The organism is Geodermatophilus nigrescens (assembly GCF_900129495.1).
Taxonomy (GTDB): domain Bacteria; phylum Actinomycetota; class Actinomycetes; order Mycobacteriales; family Geodermatophilaceae; genus Geodermatophilus; species Geodermatophilus nigrescens.
Window position 1 is genome coordinate 582,243 of the sequence record NZ_FQVX01000002.1, and the last position, 17,534, is coordinate 599,776.

The 17,534-nt window shown below is 77.7% G+C and carries 15 protein-coding genes; 7 read left to right on the forward strand and 8 right to left on the reverse strand.

Features of this window, described 5'->3' with window-relative positions:
• The first annotated feature begins 64 nt into the window (after positions 1-64).
• Positions 65-3,433 carry an ATP-binding protein gene (locus BUE37_RS10360; protein ID WP_083628541.1) on the forward strand — a complete coding sequence of 1,123 codons (3,369 nt, stop codon included), beginning with the start codon at positions 65-67 and terminating at the stop codon, positions 3,431-3,433.
• Positions 3,434-3,496: 63 nt separating this feature from the next.
• Here BUE37_RS10360 and BUE37_RS10365 read toward each other — a convergent pair whose 3' ends face one another.
• A complete protein-coding gene (locus tag BUE37_RS10365; protein ID WP_073420109.1) occupies positions 3,497-4,180 on the reverse strand; it encodes a hemerythrin domain-containing protein in 684 nt (227 codons plus the stop codon).
• Between the two features lie 121 nt (positions 4,181-4,301).
• Between BUE37_RS10365 and BUE37_RS10370 the strand changes: the two genes are divergently transcribed.
• Together BUE37_RS10370 and BUE37_RS10375 are read left to right on the forward strand one after the other, a co-directional pair.
• The gene (locus tag BUE37_RS10370) at positions 4,302-5,291 is read left to right on the forward strand and encodes an LLM class flavin-dependent oxidoreductase (protein WP_073420110.1); all 990 of its coding nucleotides are present in this window, start codon (positions 4,302-4,304) and stop codon (positions 5,289-5,291) included.
• Positions 5,292-5,390: 99 nt separating this feature from the next.
• Positions 5,391-7,052 carry a Na+/H+ antiporter gene (locus tag BUE37_RS10375; RefSeq protein ID WP_073420111.1) on the forward strand — a complete coding sequence of 554 codons (1,662 nt, stop codon included), beginning with the start codon at positions 5,391-5,393 and terminating at the stop codon, positions 7,050-7,052.
• 3 nt (positions 7,053-7,055) lie between these two features.
• On the opposite strand, the gene BUE37_RS10380 is transcribed toward BUE37_RS10375, so the two are convergent.
• Complete coding sequence (locus BUE37_RS10380; RefSeq protein WP_217651241.1) at positions 7,056-7,919, reverse strand: SDR family NAD(P)-dependent oxidoreductase; 864 nt, start codon at positions 7,917-7,919, stop codon at positions 7,056-7,058.
• Positions 7,898-8,719, reverse strand: a complete 822-nt coding sequence (locus BUE37_RS10385) for an alpha/beta hydrolase (protein WP_073420112.1) — start codon at positions 8,717-8,719, stop codon at positions 7,898-7,900. Before BUE37_RS10385 ends, BUE37_RS10380 begins: the two co-directional genes overlap by 22 nt.
• A 56-nt stretch (positions 8,720-8,775) precedes the next feature.
• Between BUE37_RS10385 and BUE37_RS10390 the strand changes: the two genes are divergently transcribed.
• Positions 8,776-10,116: a carboxylesterase family protein gene (locus BUE37_RS10390; RefSeq protein ID WP_073420113.1), complete on the forward strand. Its 1,341-nt coding sequence runs from the start codon at positions 8,776-8,778 to the stop codon at positions 10,114-10,116.
• 4 nt (positions 10,117-10,120) lie between these two features.
• Here the strand turns inward: BUE37_RS10390 and mscL are convergent, their stop codons facing one another.
• From mscL to BUE37_RS10405, 3 genes are read right to left on the reverse strand one after another with little or no spacing between them, the layout of a single operon-like run.
• A complete protein-coding gene (gene mscL / locus BUE37_RS10395; RefSeq protein WP_073420114.1) occupies positions 10,121-10,531 on the reverse strand; it encodes a large conductance mechanosensitive channel protein MscL in 411 nt (136 codons plus the stop codon).
• Positions 10,532-10,578: 47 nt separating this feature from the next.
• Entirely contained in the window at positions 10,579-11,121 is a 543-nt protein-coding gene (locus BUE37_RS10400) for a GNAT family N-acetyltransferase (protein WP_073420115.1), read from the reverse strand.
• A gap of 21 nt (positions 11,122-11,142) precedes the next feature.
• Positions 11,143-12,771: a sensor domain-containing protein gene (locus BUE37_RS10405; protein ID WP_175562842.1), complete on the reverse strand. Its 1,629-nt coding sequence runs from the start codon at positions 12,769-12,771 to the stop codon at positions 11,143-11,145.
• Positions 12,772-12,961: 190 nt separating this feature from the next.
• On the opposite strand from BUE37_RS10405, the gene BUE37_RS23795 reads away from it, so the two are divergent.
• From BUE37_RS23795 to BUE37_RS10420, 3 genes are read left to right on the forward strand one after another with little or no spacing between them, the layout of a single operon-like run.
• The gene (locus BUE37_RS23795) at positions 12,962-13,669 is read left to right on the forward strand and encodes a GAF and ANTAR domain-containing protein (RefSeq protein WP_073420117.1); all 708 of its coding nucleotides are present in this window, start codon (positions 12,962-12,964) and stop codon (positions 13,667-13,669) included.
• Complete coding sequence (locus BUE37_RS10415) at positions 13,666-14,454, forward strand: MEDS domain-containing protein (RefSeq protein WP_083628544.1); 789 nt, start codon at positions 13,666-13,668, stop codon at positions 14,452-14,454. The genes BUE37_RS23795 and BUE37_RS10415 overlap by 4 nt, the downstream gene beginning before the upstream one ends.
• Positions 14,451-15,368, forward strand: coding sequence for a hypothetical protein (locus tag BUE37_RS10420; RefSeq protein WP_073420119.1), 918 nt, complete (start codon positions 14,451-14,453; stop codon positions 15,366-15,368). The genes BUE37_RS10415 and BUE37_RS10420 overlap by 4 nt, the downstream gene beginning before the upstream one ends.
• A 37-nt stretch (positions 15,369-15,405) precedes the next feature.
• Here BUE37_RS10420 and BUE37_RS10425 read toward each other — a convergent pair whose 3' ends face one another.
• Together BUE37_RS10425 and BUE37_RS10430 are read right to left on the reverse strand one after the other, a co-directional pair.
• Positions 15,406-15,999 (reverse strand): hypothetical protein, encoded by a 594-nt coding sequence (locus BUE37_RS10425; protein WP_073420120.1) that lies wholly within the window; start codon positions 15,997-15,999, stop codon positions 15,406-15,408.
• A 31-nt stretch (positions 16,000-16,030) separates the two neighbouring features.
• Entirely contained in the window at positions 16,031-17,452 is a 1,422-nt protein-coding gene (locus BUE37_RS10430) for an NADP-dependent succinic semialdehyde dehydrogenase (RefSeq protein WP_073420121.1), read from the reverse strand.
• Positions 17,453-17,534 lie beyond the last annotated feature (82 nt).

Here is a 17,534-nt window from a genome sequence, read left to right on the forward strand (position 1 = left end):
CGGGTGTGCGCCTCGTCGCAGCGGGCTGACCGGCGGCCTGACGGCGGCCTATGCTTCCGCCGCCATGGACGACGCGGGTGCCGGAACCGTCGTGTTCCGCGTGCTGGGTGAGGTGTCGGCGACCCGCGACGGCGCTCCCCTCGACCTCGGCGGCCGGCGCCAGCGCTCCGTCGTCGCCCGGCTCCTCGTCGCCGGCGGCCACGTGGTGCCGGCCGAGGTGCTGGTCGCCGACCTGTGGCGCGGTGCCTCACCGGCCGACGCGCTCGGCACGCTGCAGGCCCACGTGAGCCACCTGCGCCGGGTGCTCGAGCCCGGCCGCGCCCCGCGGACGCCGGCGCGGCTGCTGGTCACCGTCCCGCCCGGCTACGCGCTGCGCCCGGCCGCCGGGGACGTCGACGCGCGGCTGGCCGGGCAGCTCGTCGACGAGGGCGACCGGCTGGCGCCCACCGACCCGGCGGTCGCGCGGCAGCGCTACACCGCCGCCATCGACCTCTGGCGCGGGCCCGCCTACGCCGAGTACGCCGACGAGCCGTGGGCCGCGCCAGAGGCCAGCCGGCTGGACGAGCTGCGGCTGACCGCCGTCGAGCGGCGCGCCGCCGTGGCCCTCGAGGACCCGCGCGGCCGCGACCCGCTGCCGCAGCTGCGCGCGCACGTAGCCGAGCACCCGCTGCGCGAGGAGGGCTGGCGACTGCTCGCGCTCGGGCTCTACCGCGCCGGGCGACAGGGGGAGGCGCTCGCGGCCCTGCGCGAGGTGCGCGCCCGCCTGTCCGAGGAGCTCGGCGTCGACCCCGGCCCCGAGCTGCGGGCGCTGGAGGAGGCGGTGCTCGCGCAGGCGCCGTCGCTGCTGCCGGTGCGCACCCCCGCGCCGGTCGTCGGCTCCCCGGCGCCCGCCCCGCCTCCCTCTCCCCCCTCCCCCGCGTCGCCCGCTCCGGAGGCCCCCCGGCCGGTCGGCCGCGAGGCCGAGCTCCGCGCGCTGCAGGCCGCGGCCCGCCGGGCCGCCGGCGGCCGCGTCGAGGTGGTGCTCCTCGCCGGGGAGGCCGGCAGCGGCAAGACGACCGTCCTCGACCACCTGCGCGCGGAGGCCGCCGGCCGCGGCTGGACGGCCCTGGCGGTGTCCTGCCCGGAGACCGACGGCGCTCCCCCGGCCTGGCCCTGGTCGGCGGCGCTGCGCCCGCTGGCCGCGGCCTCCCCGCCTCCCGACCCCGCCGCCCTGGCGACGCTGCTCACCGACGACGCCCCGTCGGGCGCGGGCGATCCGCTCGGCAGCCGCTTCCGGCTGCACCGCGCCGTCGCGGGCTGGCTGGCGCGGGTGGCCTCGCGCGCGCCGCTGGTCGTGACGGTCGACGACCTGCACCGCGCCGACCGCGAGACCACCGCGCTGCTGCTGGACCTGCTGCCGGCGCTCGCCGGGTCGCCGGTGCTGGTCGTGGCGGGCTACCGGCCGGAGGAGAGCGCGGGGCTCGCGGACGTGCTGGCCGCGCTGGCCCGCCGCTCGCCCACCCGCCTGGCGCTGCGCGGGCTGGACGCCGCCGCCGTCGACGAGCTGGTCGGTGACTGGGCGCTCACCCCCGTCGACCGGCGCACCCGCGCCGCCATCGCCGCCCGCGCCGACGGCAACCCCTTCTACGTCCGCGAGCTGCTGCGGCTGGTCGACTCCGGCGCCGACGTCGACGCCGTGCCCGGCACCGTGCGCGACGTCGTCCGCCACCGGCTCGCGGGCCTGCCCGCCCGCACCGGCACCCTGCTGCGACTGGCCGCCGTCATCGGCCGCGACGTCGACGCCGACCTCCTGCTGGCGGCCGCGGCACCGGCCGAGGGACCGGGGAGCCTGCCCGGCGGCGCCGACGACGACGCCCTGGTGGAGGCGCTGGAGACCGCGCTGGTCAGCGGCCTGCTCGTGGAGCCAGGGCCGGGGCGGCTGCGCTTCGTGCACGCCCTCGTGCGCGACACCCTCTACGAGGACCTCTCCTCCCTGCGCCGCACCCGGCTGCACGGGCGGGTCGCCGCGGTCCTCGAGCGGCTGCGCCCCGAGGACGTGACCGCGCTCGCCCACCACGCGGCGGCGGCCGGGCCCGGCGCGGCGGCCTCGGCGGCGCGCTGGGCGCGGGCGGCGGCGGAGCTGGCGCAGCGGCGGTTCGCCTACGCCGACGCCGCCGTCATGTGGGGCCGGGCCGCCGAGGCCCTGCGCACCGCGCGGCCCGACGACCCGGGAGAGCTAGCCTGGCTGCTGGGCGCCCAGGCGCACGCGTCCGCGCTGGCCGGCGCCGTCGGGGAGGCCCGCGCCCTGCGCAGCCGCGCCCTGGAGGTGCTGCCCGAGGACGCCCCGCCGACGCTGACCGCGAGCGTGCTGCTGTCCTCGGACGTGCCGACCTTCTGGAACGCCTGGGTCGACCCCGTCGACGACCGGTTCGTCGCGCGGACCGAGCGCACCGTCGCGGCGCTGCCGCACGGGGACGCCCAGCGGTCGCGCCTGCTCGCGATGCTGGCCACCGAGCTCGAGGAGCGCCACGACGAGCGGGCGGTGACCGCCTCGGCGGGGGCGGTGGCCGAGGCCCGGCTCAGCGGCGACCCGCACGCGCTGGCCCACGCGCTGGCCGCGCGGCACTTCCACGCCATGCGCGACGTCGACCGCACCGAGGCGCTGGCGCTGGGCACCGAGCTGCTCGAGCTGGCGCAGCGCGAGGGCTGGGGCGTGTTCGCCGCCGTCGCCCGGCTCATGCTGCTGCAGGACACCTGCGCCGTGCTCGACCTCGACGCCGCCGACGGGCACGCCGCGGAGGCCGAGCGGCTCGCCGCCGCCCACGGGCTGCCGCTGCTGCACGGCATCGCGCGGTGCTACGCCGGGCTGCGCGCCGCCGTCGCGGGCCGGGTCGCCGAGGCGGAGGCGGTGTACGACGCCGCCGAGCAGGCCCTCCTCGCGGCCGGCTACTACCCCGCGGTGGCCCGCGCGCTGCGCCTCAACACCCAGCTGTGCCTGCAGCTGGGGTCGCCGGAGGCGCGGCCGGTCAGCCCCGAGGAGTTCGCCGCGCTCGTGCCCGTCTCGCCCGAGATCGCGGGCGAGACCTGGGCCCTGACCCTGGTGCTGGCCGGCCGGGTGGACGAGGCACGGGCCTCCTGCCCGCGCCGGGAACGCACGACCCGCGACCTGTTCACGCCCTTCTTCGCCTTCGTGCGCGGTGAGGTCGGCCTCGCCCTGGGCGACGCGGAGCGCATGGCCGAGGCCGAGGCCGAGCTGACTCCCTACCGCGACACCGTGTGCGGGGTGGAGACGGCGCTGCTCGCGCTCGGCCCGACCGCCACGCTGCTGGCGCGGCTGGCCGCCGCCCGCGGCGACGACGCCGCGGCACGCGCCCACCGGGACGTCGCCGTCGCGGTGGCCGGGCGCACCGGCCACCCCGGCTGGATCGCCGCGGCCCGCGCCGCCCCCGGGTAGACGCGCCAGGACCGGCTGCCGCGCGCGAGGCCGCCACGGGGGCCTTTGTCGCGCTATTGGCCCTCAGGTCCCCAGGAGCGCGGTGCGGCGGCGCCAGCCGGGGCCGGTCAGCCGGCCGAGCAGCCGCAGCGGCACGGGGGTGACGGCGCGCAGGCCGGCCCGCTCGGCGTCGTCGCGGCAGGCGCCGGCGAGCCACGGCAGGACGGCGGCCGCGTGCCGCAGGCCCGGGCCGCGCACGCAGAACGCCTCGTAGCGGGCGAGGTCGCGCGCCGAGACACACCGGCGCAGCAGCGGGAACACCTCCCGCTCCTCCTCGGCGACGTGCTCGTCGAGGGCGACGGCCAGCTCGCCGAGGACGGCGGCCGCCTGCCCGGCATCGCCCGCGGCCGACGCCGCGAGCGCCGAGCCGGCCCGGTCCAGCAGCTCCCCCAGCACCGCGTGGTCCTCCACGAGCGGCTCCAGGTCGGCGGCGTGCGCCCCGGCGCAGGCGGCGAGGACCGGCCAGAGGACGGCGTCCTCCCGCTCGGTGTGCGCCCGCACCTCGCGCAGCACCACCCGGCCGACGGCGGCGAGCGCGCGCCGGCGAGGCGGCGGGAGCGGCTCCTCCTCCGCCGGGGCGGCGCCGGCGAGGAGCCGGACGCCGTCGCACAGCGCCCGGTGCGCCAGCGCCAGGCGCGCCACGTCGGCCTCGGGATCGCCGGGCCGGCGGGGCGTGACGGGGAACGGCAGGGGTGCCAGCGCACTCACGAGGGACACCGTCCCCGGCACCGGTTGCCGGTGACTTGCGTCCCGCCAAGCGGCGGAAGCACCCGGGTCCCCGCCGCGTTGGCAGCCAGCAGGAAGACGTCGTCGCCCCTGGAGGAAACCCGTGCGCATCCCGCTGTCCGTGCTCGACCTCGCCCCCGTCGCCCGTGGGGAGACCGTCGGGGACAGCATCGCCGCGAGCGTGGCCCTGGCGCAGCGCGCGGAGCAGGCCGGCTACCGCCGGGTCTGGTACGCCGAGCACCACAACATGCCGACCATCGCCTCGTCGGCCACCAGCGTCCTCATCGCGCACGTCGCCGCGCACACCAGCACCATCCGGCTCGGCGCCGGCGGCGTCATGCTGCCCAACCACTCCCCGCTGACCATCGCCGAGCAGTTCGGCACGCTGGCCTCGGTGCACCCCGGCCGCATCGACCTCGGCCTGGGCCGTGCGCCCGGCTCGGACCAGAACACGATGTACGCGCTGCGCCGCGACCACGCCTCCGCCGACCGCTTCCCGCAGGACGTGCTGGAGCTGCAGGGCTACCTCACCGGCAACTCCCGGGTGCCCGGCGTGCAGGCCGTCCCCGGCCGCGGCACCGACGTCCCGCTGTACGTGCTCGGCTCGTCGATGTTCGGCGCCGGCCTCGCCGCCGCGCTCGGCCTGCCCTACGCCTTCGCCTCGCACTTCGCGCCGCAGATGCTCGAGCCCGCCGTCGCCGCCTACCGCCGCGACTTCCGGCCCTCCGAGCAGCTCGACGCCCCGTACGTCATCGCCGGCGTCAACGTGCTCGCCGCCGACAGCACCGAGGAGGCGCGCGAGATGCTCGCCGCCACCCACCGCCGGCTCGCCGTCGGCCTGTTCGGCCAGGGCCGGGACCTCGACGACGACGCCGCCGACCTGCTGCTGTCCTCCGGCGCGGGCCGGCACGTGGACTCGATGCTCACCCACACCGCGGCCGGCACGCCCGACGAGGTGCGCGAGCAGCTGACCGCCTTCGCGCGGCTGGCCGACGCCGACGAGCTGATCACGGCCCACCAGGCGCCCACGACCGAGGCCCGGCTGCGCTCGGTCACCCTGGCCGCCGAGGCGATGGACTCCGTCGCCGCCTAGGGCCGATAGCGCTACAAGGGCCCATCCCGGGTCGCGCGCGGAGGGCGGGACCGGGGCGTCGGAGGGCACCGGTACGGGGCGGTCCGCGAGGATGACTCGGTGCACGCCGAGACCGTCCTCCTGCTCGTCCTCGCCGCGGTGGCGGTCATCGTCGCGGCCCGGTGGCTGGCCGGGCGCACCGGCCTGCCCGCCGCCGCGCTGCTGACCGTCACCGGGCTGGTCTACGCGCTGCTGCCGGGGCCCAACCTCGAGCTCGACCCCGAGATCGTGCTCACCGTCCTGCTCCCGCCGCTGCTCTACAGCGCCGCGCTGGACTCCTCGCTCATCGCGATCCGGGCGAACATGCGCACGGTCGTGGGGCTCTCGGTGCTGCTCGTCGTGGTCACCGCGCTGGTGATCGGGGTGGGCTTCGCGCTGTGGGTGCCCGGCGCCACGCTGGCCGCCGGCATCGCGCTCGGCGCCGCCGTCGCGCCGCCCGACCCCGTGGCCGCGCTCGCCGTCGGCCGGCGGGTGGGGCTGCCGCCGCGGCTGGTCACCCTCATCCAGGGCGAGGGCCTGCTCAACGACGCCACCGCGCTGACCCTGCTCAGCGTCGCGATCGCCGCCGCCGTCGGCGACGGGTTCTCCACCTGGTCGGCGCTGGGCTCGTTCGCCATGTCGGCCGCCGGCGGGGTGGCCGCCGGCCTCGTCGTCGCCTACGGGGTGCGGCCGCTGCGCCGGCTGCGGCGCGACCCGCTGTCGTCCAACGCGGTGTCGCTGGCCACCCCGTTCGTCGCCTACCTGCTCGCCGAGTCGGTGCACGTGTCCGGCGTGCTCGCCGTCGTCGTCGCCGGGCTGGTCATCTCCCACAACGCGCCCTACTGGCAGTCCGGCGCCACCCGGCTGCAGACCGACGCCGTGTGGAAGCTCGTCGACTTCCTGCTCGAGGGCGTCGTCTTCCTGCTCATCGGCCAGCAGCTGCCCGCCGTCATCCGGGGGCTCGGCCAGTACGCGCCGTCCACCGTCGTCGTCGCGTCGCTGATCACCGTCGGGGCGGTGCTGCTGGTCCGGCCGCTGTGGCTGTGGCTCACCGAGCACGCCCCGCAGGCCCTGCACATGCGGCTGGGCGGCTCGCCGGTCGAGGCCGAGACCACCCCGCCGGGCGGCCGGTCGCCGATGGCGCCGCGCCTGTCGGGCCGGGAGATCACCGTCCTGAGCTGGGCGGGCACCCGCGGCGTCATCAGCCTGGCCGCCGTCTTCACCATCCCGCTCACCACCGACTCCGGCGCCCCGTTCCCCGACCGCGACCTGCTGCTGTTCTGCGCCTTCCTCGCCGTGCTCGTCACCCTCGTCGGGCAGGGCGCCACCTTCGCGCCGCTGGTGCGCCGGCTGGGGCTGCGGGCCGACGCCGCCGACGCCGCCCGGCTGCGCAACCAGGCGCGGGTGGCCGCCGTCGAGGCGGGGCTGACCCGGCTCGACGAGATGCAGGCCGAGCAGCACGACCACGTCGACGACGCCGCCATCGAGACCATCCGGGCCGCGCTGCGCACCCGGCGCGACCGCTACGAGCGGCGCCTGGAGGTGCTCACCGACGCCGAGGGCGAGATCCCGATGTCGCCGCAGTACGAGGCGGCGCTGCGGGTGCGGCGGGCGGTCATCGACGCCGAGCGGGAGGAGCTGCTGCGCTGGCGCGACGCCGGCCGGCTGCCCGACGAGGGGCTGCGCACGCTCGAGCGCGAGCTCGACCACCAGGAGCACCTGCTGCCCTCCCGGCCCGCCTGAGGGTCAGAACCGGTCGGCCCCCGCCAGGCCCACCCGGTCGGCGCTGGCCTCCCACAGCGCGACGGCGAGGTCGTCGTCGAAGGCCTGCGGGCTGTCCCGCACGGCGACGCCGCGCTCGTGGTACTCCCCGGGCTCCCAGTCGACGCCGGGCGTGCCGGTCGCCAGCCGGGCCAGCTCGGCGCCCCCGGCCGACGGGCGGCCCATGACCAGCCAGCGCAGCGGCGTCCGGTAGGCCACCCGCATCCGGCTGGTCGAGCCGCGGGTGAGCCGGGTGGCGAGCACCCCGGGGTGGAAGGCGACGGCGGAGACGCCGGCCGGGCCGAGCCGCCGCTGCAGCTCCCGGGTGGTGAGGATCTGCGCGAGCTTGCTGTCGCCGTACGCCTTGTCGGCGGAGTGGCGGCGGGCGTTGTCGAGGTCGGCGAGGTCGAGGACGCCGTACATGCGGGCCGCGGCACTGGAGGTGGCGACGACGGTGGCCCGCCCGGCGACCAGCGGCCCCCGCAGCAGCGCGGTGAGCAGGAACGGCGCGAGGTGGTTGACCTGCAGCGTCGTCTCGTTGCCGTCGGCGGTGGTACGGGGCCGGCCGAACACCCCGCCGGCGTTGTTGGCCAGCACCTCGATGCGGGGGTGCCGGTCGGCCAGGCGGGCGGCGAGCGCCCGGACGTCGTCGAGGCGGGCGAAGTCGGCCACCTCGGGCTCCCCGCCGACCTCGGCGGCCACCGCCCGGGTGCGCGCGGGGTCGCGGCCGACGACGACCACCCGCCACCCGTCGCCGGCCAGCAGCCGGGCCGCAGCCGCCCCGATGCCGCTGGAGGCGCCGGTGACGACGGCGGTGCGGGCGCCGCTCAGCGGTGCGCGTCGAGCCAGGCGACGACGTCGGCGAGGACCTCGTCCTTCTCCGGCTCGTTGTGCGGCTCGTGGTACAGCCCGTCGTAGACCCGCACCGTGAGGTCGGGCGAGCCGGCGTGCTCGCGCACGACCTCGCTGGCCGACGGCGGCATGAGCCGGTCCTCGCCGCCGTGGATCACGAGCAGCGGCAGCCGCAGCCCGCGCAGCCGCTCCGGCATCCCCGCCGCGCCGAGCATGATCGACGAGCCGGTGCGGGCGACCATCTTCCCGGTGTGGTTGAGCGGGTCGGCCCGGTAGGCGGCCACCACCTCGGGGTCGCGGCTGACGGTCTCGGGGTCGAGGGTGAGCACGCCCAGGCCGGGGGCCAGCCGGGACAGCAGCGGGGCGACGGCGCGCTGCACCGGGGTGGCGGTGCTCGTGTCGAGGGCGGGTGCGGAGATGACGCCGCCGGCGACGCGCCCGTGCGGCTCCCCGGTCAGGTACTGCAGCGCCACGAGGCCGCCGAGGCTGTGGCCGTAGACGAACACGGGGACGCCGGGGTGCCGGTCGCCCGCGGCGCGGACGGTCTGCGCGACCCCCTCGACGGCGGCGTCGAGGCCCCGGATGTCGCCGCGCCGGCCGGGCGAGCGGCCGTGGCCGGGGTGGTCGGGGGCATAGGAGGCGTAGCCGGCGGCCCCGAGCCGCTCGGCGACGTGCGCGTAGCGGCCGCCGTGCTCGTGGGCGCCGTGCACCAGCACGACGACGCCGACCGGGTCGGGCACCGACCAACCCTGCCAGTACTGCCCCGTGGGCAGCGTCCCCTGACCGTGTCTCGTCACGCGCGCACGGTAGCCCCCGGCCCGGGCGCCGCCCCGGCCGCGGATACCGTCCGCCGGTGACGAGCACCCGCCCCGCGCCGCGGTTCGACGCGCCCGCGGGCACCGTCCTCGGCCGGTGGGACGACGGCGTCGTGCGGGCCACCGGCATCCGCTACGCCCGCGCGGAGCGGTTCCGCCCGCCGGTGCCCGAGCCGCCCGCGGACGGCGTGGTCGACGCGACGGCGTGGTCGCCGGCCTGCCCGCAGCCGCCGGCGCCGGAGCTCGAGCTGATGGTCACCGACCCGATGGGCGAGCTGGTCGCCGACGAGGACTGCCTGCGCCTGTCGGTGACGGTGCCGGAGGGCTGCGTCCCCGGGAGCGGGTCCCACACCGATCGCCTGCCGGTCATGGTGTGGGTGCACGGCGGCTCCTACGTCAGCGGCGCCGGCGACGCGCCCGCCTACGACCCCGCCGTCCTCGTCCGTGAGCAGCGGGTCGTCGTCGTGTCGGTCACCTACCGGCTCGGGCTGCTCGGGTTCCTCGGCGTCCCCGGGGACGGCGGGCGGCCGGCCAACCTCGGCCTGCTCGACCTGGTCGCCGCGCTGCGCTGGGTGCGGGCGAACGTCGCGGCCTTCGGCGGCGACCCGGACGCGGTCACGCTGTTCGGCGAGTCCGCGGGCGGCGACGCGATCGCCCACCTCATGGCCGCCGACGGCGCCCGCGGGCTGTTCCGCCGCGCCGTGGTCTCCAGCGCGCCGCTCGGGCTGTCCCGCGGTCGCGCCCGCATGAGCGCCGCGATGGCCGCGGCGGCCCGGACCCTGGACGCCGCCGCGCCGGTGGCCGACGTCGTCGGCGCGCAGGCGCGGGTGGCGGCCCGGGCGCGGCGGTACGGCCTCGCCGGCGCCATGCCGTTCGGCACCCAGTACGGGTTCGCGCCGCTGCCGGCCGAGGACGCGCTCGCGGCCGCGTGGGCGGAGCGGGCGCCGGAGGTCGACCTGCTGGTCGGCACGAACAGCCGCGAGGTGGCCCTGTTCGTGGCGCTGCTGCCGCCCGCGGCCCGGCTGGCCCGCCTGCCGGGCACCCGCCGGGCCGTCGAGGCGCTGGTGCGCGGGCTGAGCCGGCGGATCTACGCCCGCGACGCCGTCGGCCTCGCGCGACGGCACCGGGCCGCGGGCGGCCGCGCCGCCTCCTACGTGCTGTCCTTCGGCGCGGGCGCGCTCACCGGCGCCCACGCCGTCGACCTGCCGCTGCTCTTCCCGCACCGGCGCAGCTGGGAGCACTCGCCACTGCTCGCCGGCATCCCCTGGGACGACGTCGTCGCCGCCGGCCGCGAGGTGCGCCGCGTGTGGGCGCACTTCGCGCGCACCGGCGCGGTCCCGGCCGACCTGCCGCCGTTCCTCACCGTCGACCGGGGCTGAGCGGTCAGGGGACGACCGGCTCCACGTCGCGGGTGCAGAACATGCACACCGACGCGTCGACCGGGATGAAGCTCTTGCAGTGGTCGCACTCCCGGTTCCCCTGGGCGCCCGCGGTCTCCCGGCCGGTCGCCCGCCGGATGGCCTGCACCAGGAACATGATCGTCAGGGCCAGGAGCAGGAACGACACCAGCGCGGTGAGGAACGAGCCGTAGCGGATCTCCGCGCCGTTGACGGTGAGGCTCAGCGCGGTGAAGTCCGGCTGCCCGAAGACCGCCGCCACCAGCGGCAGGATCACGTCGCCGACCAGCGACTCGACCACCGTGGCGAAGGCCGCCCCGATCGCCAGGCCCACGGCCAGGTCCACGAGGCTGCCCGAGAAGGCGAAGTTCTTGAAGTCGGTCAGCAGCGTGCGCACGGTCCCTCCCCGTCCGGTCCGACGACGGCGAGGCTAGGGGCGGGCGCTCAGGTCGGCTCGTCGGACGGCGGGTCGCCGGCCGGCCCGGGGCCGAGGTCGCGCTGGAGCCAGGCGACGTCGTGCCAGGCGCCGTCCTTCCAGCCCACCCGCCGGTACAGGCCGGCGTCGGTGAACCCGAGCGCCCGGTGCAGGCCGAGGCTCGCCTCGTTGGGCAGCGTCACCCCGGCCAGCACCCGCCGGTACCCCCGCCCCGCCAGCCGGTCCAGCAGCGCGGTGTAGAGCGCCCGGCCCGCGCCGGTGCGCCGCCGGCCGGGCTCCAGGTAGACGCTCACCGTGCAGGCGAAGCGGTAGGCGTCGCGCGCCATGAACGGGCCGCCGTACGCGTAGCCGCGCACGCCGCCGCCGTCGCCGAGGTCGCCGTCGTCGAGGACCAGCCAGGCGTGCCGCTCCTGGGCGGCGGCGATCCGGCGGGCCATCTCCTCCGCCGTCGGCGGATCCGTCTCGAAGGAGACGGCGGTGCCGGTGACGTAGGGGGCGTAGACGTCGCGGCAGGCGGCCGCGTCTGCCGGGGTCGCGTCGCGCACGGTCACCCGGGCGACGCTAGCGGCCGCTCAGACCGGGACCGGCTCCTCCCGCCACAGCACCGGCTCGCCGCGGCGGCCCTGCTTGGACACGTACATGGCCTGGTCGGCCCGCTTGGTCAGCGCCGCCGGGTCGGTGCCCGGGCCCGCCCACGCGATGCCGAGGCTGGCCTGCAGCGGCACGGTGCCGGCGGTGATCTCGGCGGGGACGGCGAGCGCGGCGCGGATGCGGGCGCCGAGCGCGGCCGCCGCCTCCGGGCCGTCGACGCCGCGGCTCACCACGAGGAACTCGTCGCCGCCGATGCGCCCCACGATGTCGTCGCGGCGCAGCACGCCGGCCAGCCGGGTGGCCGTGGTGACCAGCAGCTCGTCGCCCGCGTCGTGGCCGAGGGTGTCGTTGACCGGCTTGAACTCGTCGAGGTCGACGAAGACCACCGCGGTGCTGTCGGCGGCCAGCGCCGCTTCGAGCACCGCCATCGTCGAGGCGCGGTTGTGGCAGCCGGTGAGCGGGTCGAAGGTGGCCTTCGCGGTCAGCTCCTCGCGCATGCGGGCGCTGTCGGTGACGTCGGAGACGCAGACCAGCGCGCCGGGCGCGCCCTCGCGGTCGCCGAGCGCGACCAGGCTGACCGCGCACACCCGCGCCTCGCCGGCGGGCGTGCTGACGGCGAGCTCCAGGGAGCCGTCCTCGCCGTCGGTCAGCGCCCGGGTCAGCGCGGCGTCGAGCAGCGCGAGGCCGGTCTCGTCGAGGACGGCGGCGACGTCGTCCCAGCCGCGGACCGCGGGCAGCCCCAGCACGACGGGCAGGCGGGAGTTGCTGTGCACGACCTCCCGGTCGACGGTCAGCTGCACGATGCCCTGCGGCAGCGACTCGGTGAGCCGGCGCAGCAGCCGCTCCTGCTGCCGCAGCGCCTCGTGGGCGGCCATCTCGTCGGAGACGTCGCTCATCTGCGTGACGACGGTGGCGTCGGCCGGGTCGTCGGCCGGGACGTACTGGTTCTCCAGCTCCAGCCACGCCCACGTGCCGTCGGCCCGGCGGTGCCGCAGCCGCACCCGCTGCGCGTCCTGGCGGGACAGGAGCTCCAGCCAGTTGGCGATCGCGCGCTCCTGGTCGTCGGGGTGGACGAACTCCGAGGAGCGCTGGCCGACCATCTGCGCCGGGGTCCAGCCGAGCATGCGGGTGGTGCGCTCGTCGATCTCGGTGATCACCGCCAGCGCGGTCTTGCGCACGGTCGCGGTGCGCGGCCGGCGGGACACCTCGAGCCCGGCCAGCGGGGCGGCGGCGTCGCCCCCGCCCTCACCGACGAGCACGTCGAGGGCGCCGACGAACACGCCGTGGGTCTCGCGGACGTCGACGAAGGACAGCGACAGCGGCACCTCCGGCTCGCGGCGGCCGTGCACCGTGGCCAGCCCCACGCCGTTGAGGCGGGCGCGCTCCCACGCGCCGATGACCGTCATGGCCTCGGCCGGGACGATCGCGTCGAGGATGGTGGCGCGGTCGGCCGGCGGGGCCATCACACGGCCGGGCGGGACGCCGACCGAGGCCGGCATGGGGACCAGGACGCCGTCGGAGGCGATCGCGGCGAGCACGGCGTCGGGCAGCCGGACCAGGGAGGCCAGCACGTCCTCGCGCTCGGCCTGCGTTCTCGGGATGGCGGACACACCCGTGCGGTCGGCAGGTCCGGGCCCGGACTTGAGCGCCGGGGATGCGGCCGGCTCACCCCACCGGGTCACCCGTGGGCGTGTCGCCCGGGAGGGTGGCACCATCGGCGGCACCGAGAGCTCGGCGCCTCGAACCACGGGGCGCCGCGTCCTCCCCCACGCCGGGACCGCCCCGGCTGGAGGTGCCGCCGTGCTCCCCGTGACGACCGTCCCCCGTCCCCGCACCGACCTCGGCGGCTGGCTGCTGCCGGCCACCCGGCGCTGGCACGCCGCCGAGGACCCCGACGCCGCCGTCCGGGCGGTGCTCGACGACCTCGCGACGGTGCTGCCGGTCTCCGCCTCGGCGTCGGTCACCCTGCTCGGCACCGGGCGCCGGCCCGGTGCCCCGGCCGGCACGCGCCCGGCCACGGACCTCGACGCGGTCCAGGTGCGCCGCACGGAGGGCCCGCTCGCCGCCGCCCTGGCCGGCACCCCCTCCGGCAGCGCGGACCTGCTCCGTGACGCGCGCTGGCCGGCCCTCGCCGTGGTCGCCGGCGGGCTCGGCGTGCGGGCGGCCACCTGCCTGCCGCTGGAGACCGGGCGCGGGGTGCTGGGCGCGCTGTCGGTCTACGCCACCGGGAGCGGCCCGTGCGCCGACCGGACCCTGCTCACCGCCGCCGCCGGGCACGCCGCGCTGGCGATCGACGCCGTGCGCCGGACGGCCCACCTCGCCGTCGCCCTGGAGAGCCGCGACGTCATCGGCCAGGCCAAGGGCGTGCTCATGGAGCGCCACCGGGTCACCGCGGACACCGCCTTCGGCATCCTGGTGCGCGCGTCGCAGGACACGCACCGCAAGGTGCGCGAGGTGGCCGAGCTCGTGACCGAGACAGGGGTCGCGCCGGGGCCGGTGGTGCCGTGACCGGAGGACGGCACGACTGGGTCGTGCTCGACAGCGAGGAGGCGCACGCGCAGGTGGTGGGCGACTTCGTGGCCGACGGCGTGCGCCGCGGCGAGGTCGTGCTGCTCGCCGGACTGGGCGCGCGCGCGGAGCGGCTGTGGTCGCGGCTGCGCCGCGCCGGCGTGGTCGGGGCGGGCTGGACGCCCTCGGCCACCACGCCGGTCCGGGTCGTGCCCCCCGACCCGCAGCGGCTGCCCGACGAGGTGGCGCGGGCGGTCGCCGAGGGCTGGCCGGGCATCCGGGTCTCCGGCGCGCTCACCGGCCCCGGCGTCGCCCCGTTCGAGGCGGTCGTGGCGGAGCTGGACCCGCCGGTGCCGCTGACCGTGCTGTGCCCCTACTTCCGCCGGCTGCTCGGGCCGGGCGACCGCGAACTGCTGGAGCCGATGCACGACACCGAGGTCGACGCGACCGCGGAGTACGACGACGGCGTCTTCCGGCTCGTCCGCGACGGCGACGTGCTGCACCTGGCCGGCGAGCTCGACTCCGGCAACGCCGACGCGCTGCGGGCGGTGCTGCGCTCGAGCCTGCGGTCCGACGGCGCGCCCGCCACCTGGGACGTCACGGACCTGCGTTTCCTCGACGTGGGGTCGGCCGACGCCCTGGTCGCCGCGGCGGCCGGACCGCCCGGGCTGACGCTGCGCGGCGCGTCGCGGCTGACCAGGCGTCTGGTCGGCCTGGTCGCCGACCGGTACCCCGGCCGCGCGGTGGCGCTCGCCGAGCCCGACGGGGACACCGCCTCCCCGTGAGCGGGTCGCCCGCGTCGCCGGTGCACCGGTGCGCCCTGCACGCCGGGACCGGGGAGGCCGCGGCGCTCGCCGCCGCGCTCGCCCGGCGCGCGCTGGACGCCGGCTGCCCGGTGGTGGCGCACGTCGACGACGACCTCCGGCGGGCGCTCACCGGGCGGCTCCCGTGCGGGGCCGTGGCGTTCGCGCCCCACGAGGCCCTGGCCGGGGCCACCCCGGAGGACCTCGTGGCCGACTGGACCCGGCACCTGGCGTCGACCTCCGCCGCGCGGGTCGCGGTGCTCTGCCAGCAGCCCTTCGGCCTGCTGCCCGACGTCGAGCGGTGGCGGGCCGCGGAGTTCGCCACCACGGCCGCGCTCGCCGGGCGGCCGGTCGAGCTGACCTGCCTGGTCGACACCGCGGCGGTGCCGCCCGCCGACGTCGCGATGGCCCGCGCGACCCACCCGGTGCTGTGGTGCGACGGCGCCGACCTGCCGAACCCGGACCTGGAGCCGCCGCCCGGCGAGGACCGGGGTGGTCGGTGCGGCGACACGCTGGCCGAGGGCGTCCTCGACCCGTGGGCGGCCGCGGGCAACCGGGCCTGGTGGGCGGAGGTGCTCGGCGCCGCCGGGCTGGCCGGCGGCGCCCGCGACGAGCTGGTGCTCGTGCTGCACGAGGCGGTCGGCACCGCCGCGGCGCTCACCGGCCGGCCGGCCGCCGTGCCGGTGCGGGTGGCCCGCGACGGCGCCGCGCTGCGCTGCGAGGTCGCCGTCGGCGCCCCGTGCCCGTCGCTCCGCCCGTCGGCGGTGCCCGACGACCGCCGGCTGCTCATGCTGTGGCTGGCGGAGAAGGTCTCCCCCGCCGTCACCCTCGCCCTGCAGCCGGCGCCCGGCGGCTGCCGGATCGTGGTCCGCGCCGAGCCCCTCGACGGCGGCTGACCGGCCGGGCCCCCGGTGGGGACCCGGCCGCGTGCCGTCAGGAGGGCAGCAGCTTCCCGAGCAGCCCCTTGACCGTGGACGCCGGCCGGTAGGCCTGGACCAGCCAGGCGTTGCAGACGACCACCCCGCCGGCGAGCAGCGGGACCGCGGCCTGGGTGAACCGCTGCCGCGCCTGCCACGTGCGGATCTCCGCCGGCGTGCCGGACGAGGGCAGGGTGGCGTCCTTGACGTCGAGGCCGCCGTCGGCGCCCGCCTGCTGCTCGGCCAGCTTCCCGATCTTGGCGCCCGAGTAGGCGGCGAAGGCGGTGGCCCCCGCGCCGGCCACGGTGAGCGCCGCCTTGACCGCGCCGACCCGCCCGTACCCCTCCTGCAGGGCCAGCCGCCCCTTGTTCGAGTTGGTCAGCTGCAGGCCGGTGACCAGGGTGGCCGCGATCCCGCCCCACTGGGCGGGCGCGAACCGGCCCCAGGCGGAGCTGGCGACCCGCACCTTGTCGATGCCAGTGGTCAGCTCCTGGCCGGACTTGTTCACGCCGGCGATCCCCATCACGGAGCCGCCGAACCACAGGGCGGTGCCGAGGTCGTGCACGGCCTGGGCGAGGAAGTGGTTGTCCGAGCTGCTCGTCGTCGTCATGGTCCCGCCCGGTACCCGCGGGGACCGGGTGTCACTCCGAGGCGGTCGCCGTGTCGCCCTCGGACTGCTCGCTGCTGGGCGGGCCGACCCACACCGTCTTGGCGTTCGTGAACTCGTACATGCCGAGCTCGGTGAGCTCGCGGCCGTAGCCGCTCTGCTTGACGCCGCCGAAGGGCAGCTCGGGGTAGCTGGTGACCATCCCGTTGACGAACGCCATGCCGCTCTCCACGTCGCGGACGAAGGTGGCCCGCTCGTCCTCGTCCTCGCTCCAGAGGTTCGCGCCGAGGCCGTAGGGGTGGCTGTTGGCGATCTCCAGCGCCTCCTCGAGGCTCTGCACCGTCCAGAGCGCGGCGACGGGGCCGAAGACCTCCTCGTCGAAGAGGTCCATCTCCGGCGTGATGCCGGTGAGCAGGGTCGGCTCGTAGTACCAGCCCGGCCGGTCGGGGCGCGTGCCGCCGACGACGACGGTGGCGCCCTTGTCGACGGCGTCCTGCACGTAGCGCTCGACGTCCTCCCGGCCGGACTCGGTCGCGAGCGGGCCCACCTTCGTCGCGTCGTCCATCGGGTCGCCGACGACGAGCGCGGACAGCTTCTCGGCGAACAGCCGGGTGAACTCCTCGGCGACGTCGGCGTGCACGAAGAACCGCTTGGCGGCGATGCAGCTCTGGCCGTTGTTCTGGCAGCGCGCGGTGACCGCCACCTCGGCGGCGCGGTCGAGGTCGGCCGAGGGCATGACGATGAACGGGTCGGACCCGCCGAGCTCGAGCACGGTCTTCTTGAGCACGTCGCCGGCGATGGCGGCCACCGACTGCCCGGCCGGCGCGCTGCCGGTGAGCGTGGCGGCGGCGACCCGGTCGTCGCGCAGCACCCGCTCGATGGTCGAGGAGCCGATGAGCAGGGTCTGGAAGACGTCGGCCGGGAAGCCCGCCCTGCGGAACAGCTCCTCCATGTAGAGCGCGGTCTGCGGCACGTTGCTGGCGTGCTTGAGCAGGCCGACGTTGCCGGCCATGAGCGCTGGGGCGGCGAAGCGCATCGCCTGCCAGAGCGGGAAGTTCCACGGCATGATCGCCAGCACGACGCCGATCGGCTGGTGCACGACGAACGCCCGCTCCGCGCCGACCGCGCCCGCGTCGGCGGGCCTCGGCTCGAGCATCGCGGGGCCGTGCTCGGCGTAGTACCGCAGCGCCTTCACGCACTTGCCGGTCTCGGCCTTGGCCGCGGCCAGCGTCTTGCCCATCTCGGTGACCATGAGCTCGGCGACGGCGTCGGTGTCGGCCTCGAGGACGTCGGCGGCGGCGCGCAGCCAGCCCACCCGCTGCTCCGGGGTGGTCAGCCGGTAGGAGCGGTAGGCGGCCGCGGCCCGGCCGAGCTTCTCCTCGAGGGCCTCCTCCGACAGCGGCTCGTACGTCTTCACCGTCTCGCCGGTGGCCGGGTTGATCGTCGCGATGGCCATGTCGGGTCCCTCCCGTCGTCGGCGCGCGCGGGCTGCGCGCCTCTCCGGGAGGAGGCCCTACCCGGACCGGCCGTGCTCACGC

Excerpts from the sequence above, each read along its gene's own strand:
- BUE37_RS10430 (WP_073420121.1), bottom strand. The coding sequence starts at position 17,452 with ATGGCCATCGCGACGATCAACCCGGCCACCGGCGAGACGGTGAAGACG.
- BUE37_RS10360 (WP_083628541.1), top strand. The coding sequence starts at position 65 with ATGGACGACGCGGGTGCCGGAACCGTCGTGTTCCGCGTGCTGGGTGAG.
- BUE37_RS10425 (WP_073420120.1), bottom strand. The coding sequence starts at position 15,999 with ATGACGACGACGAGCAGCTCGGACAACCACTTCCTCGCCCAGGCCGTG.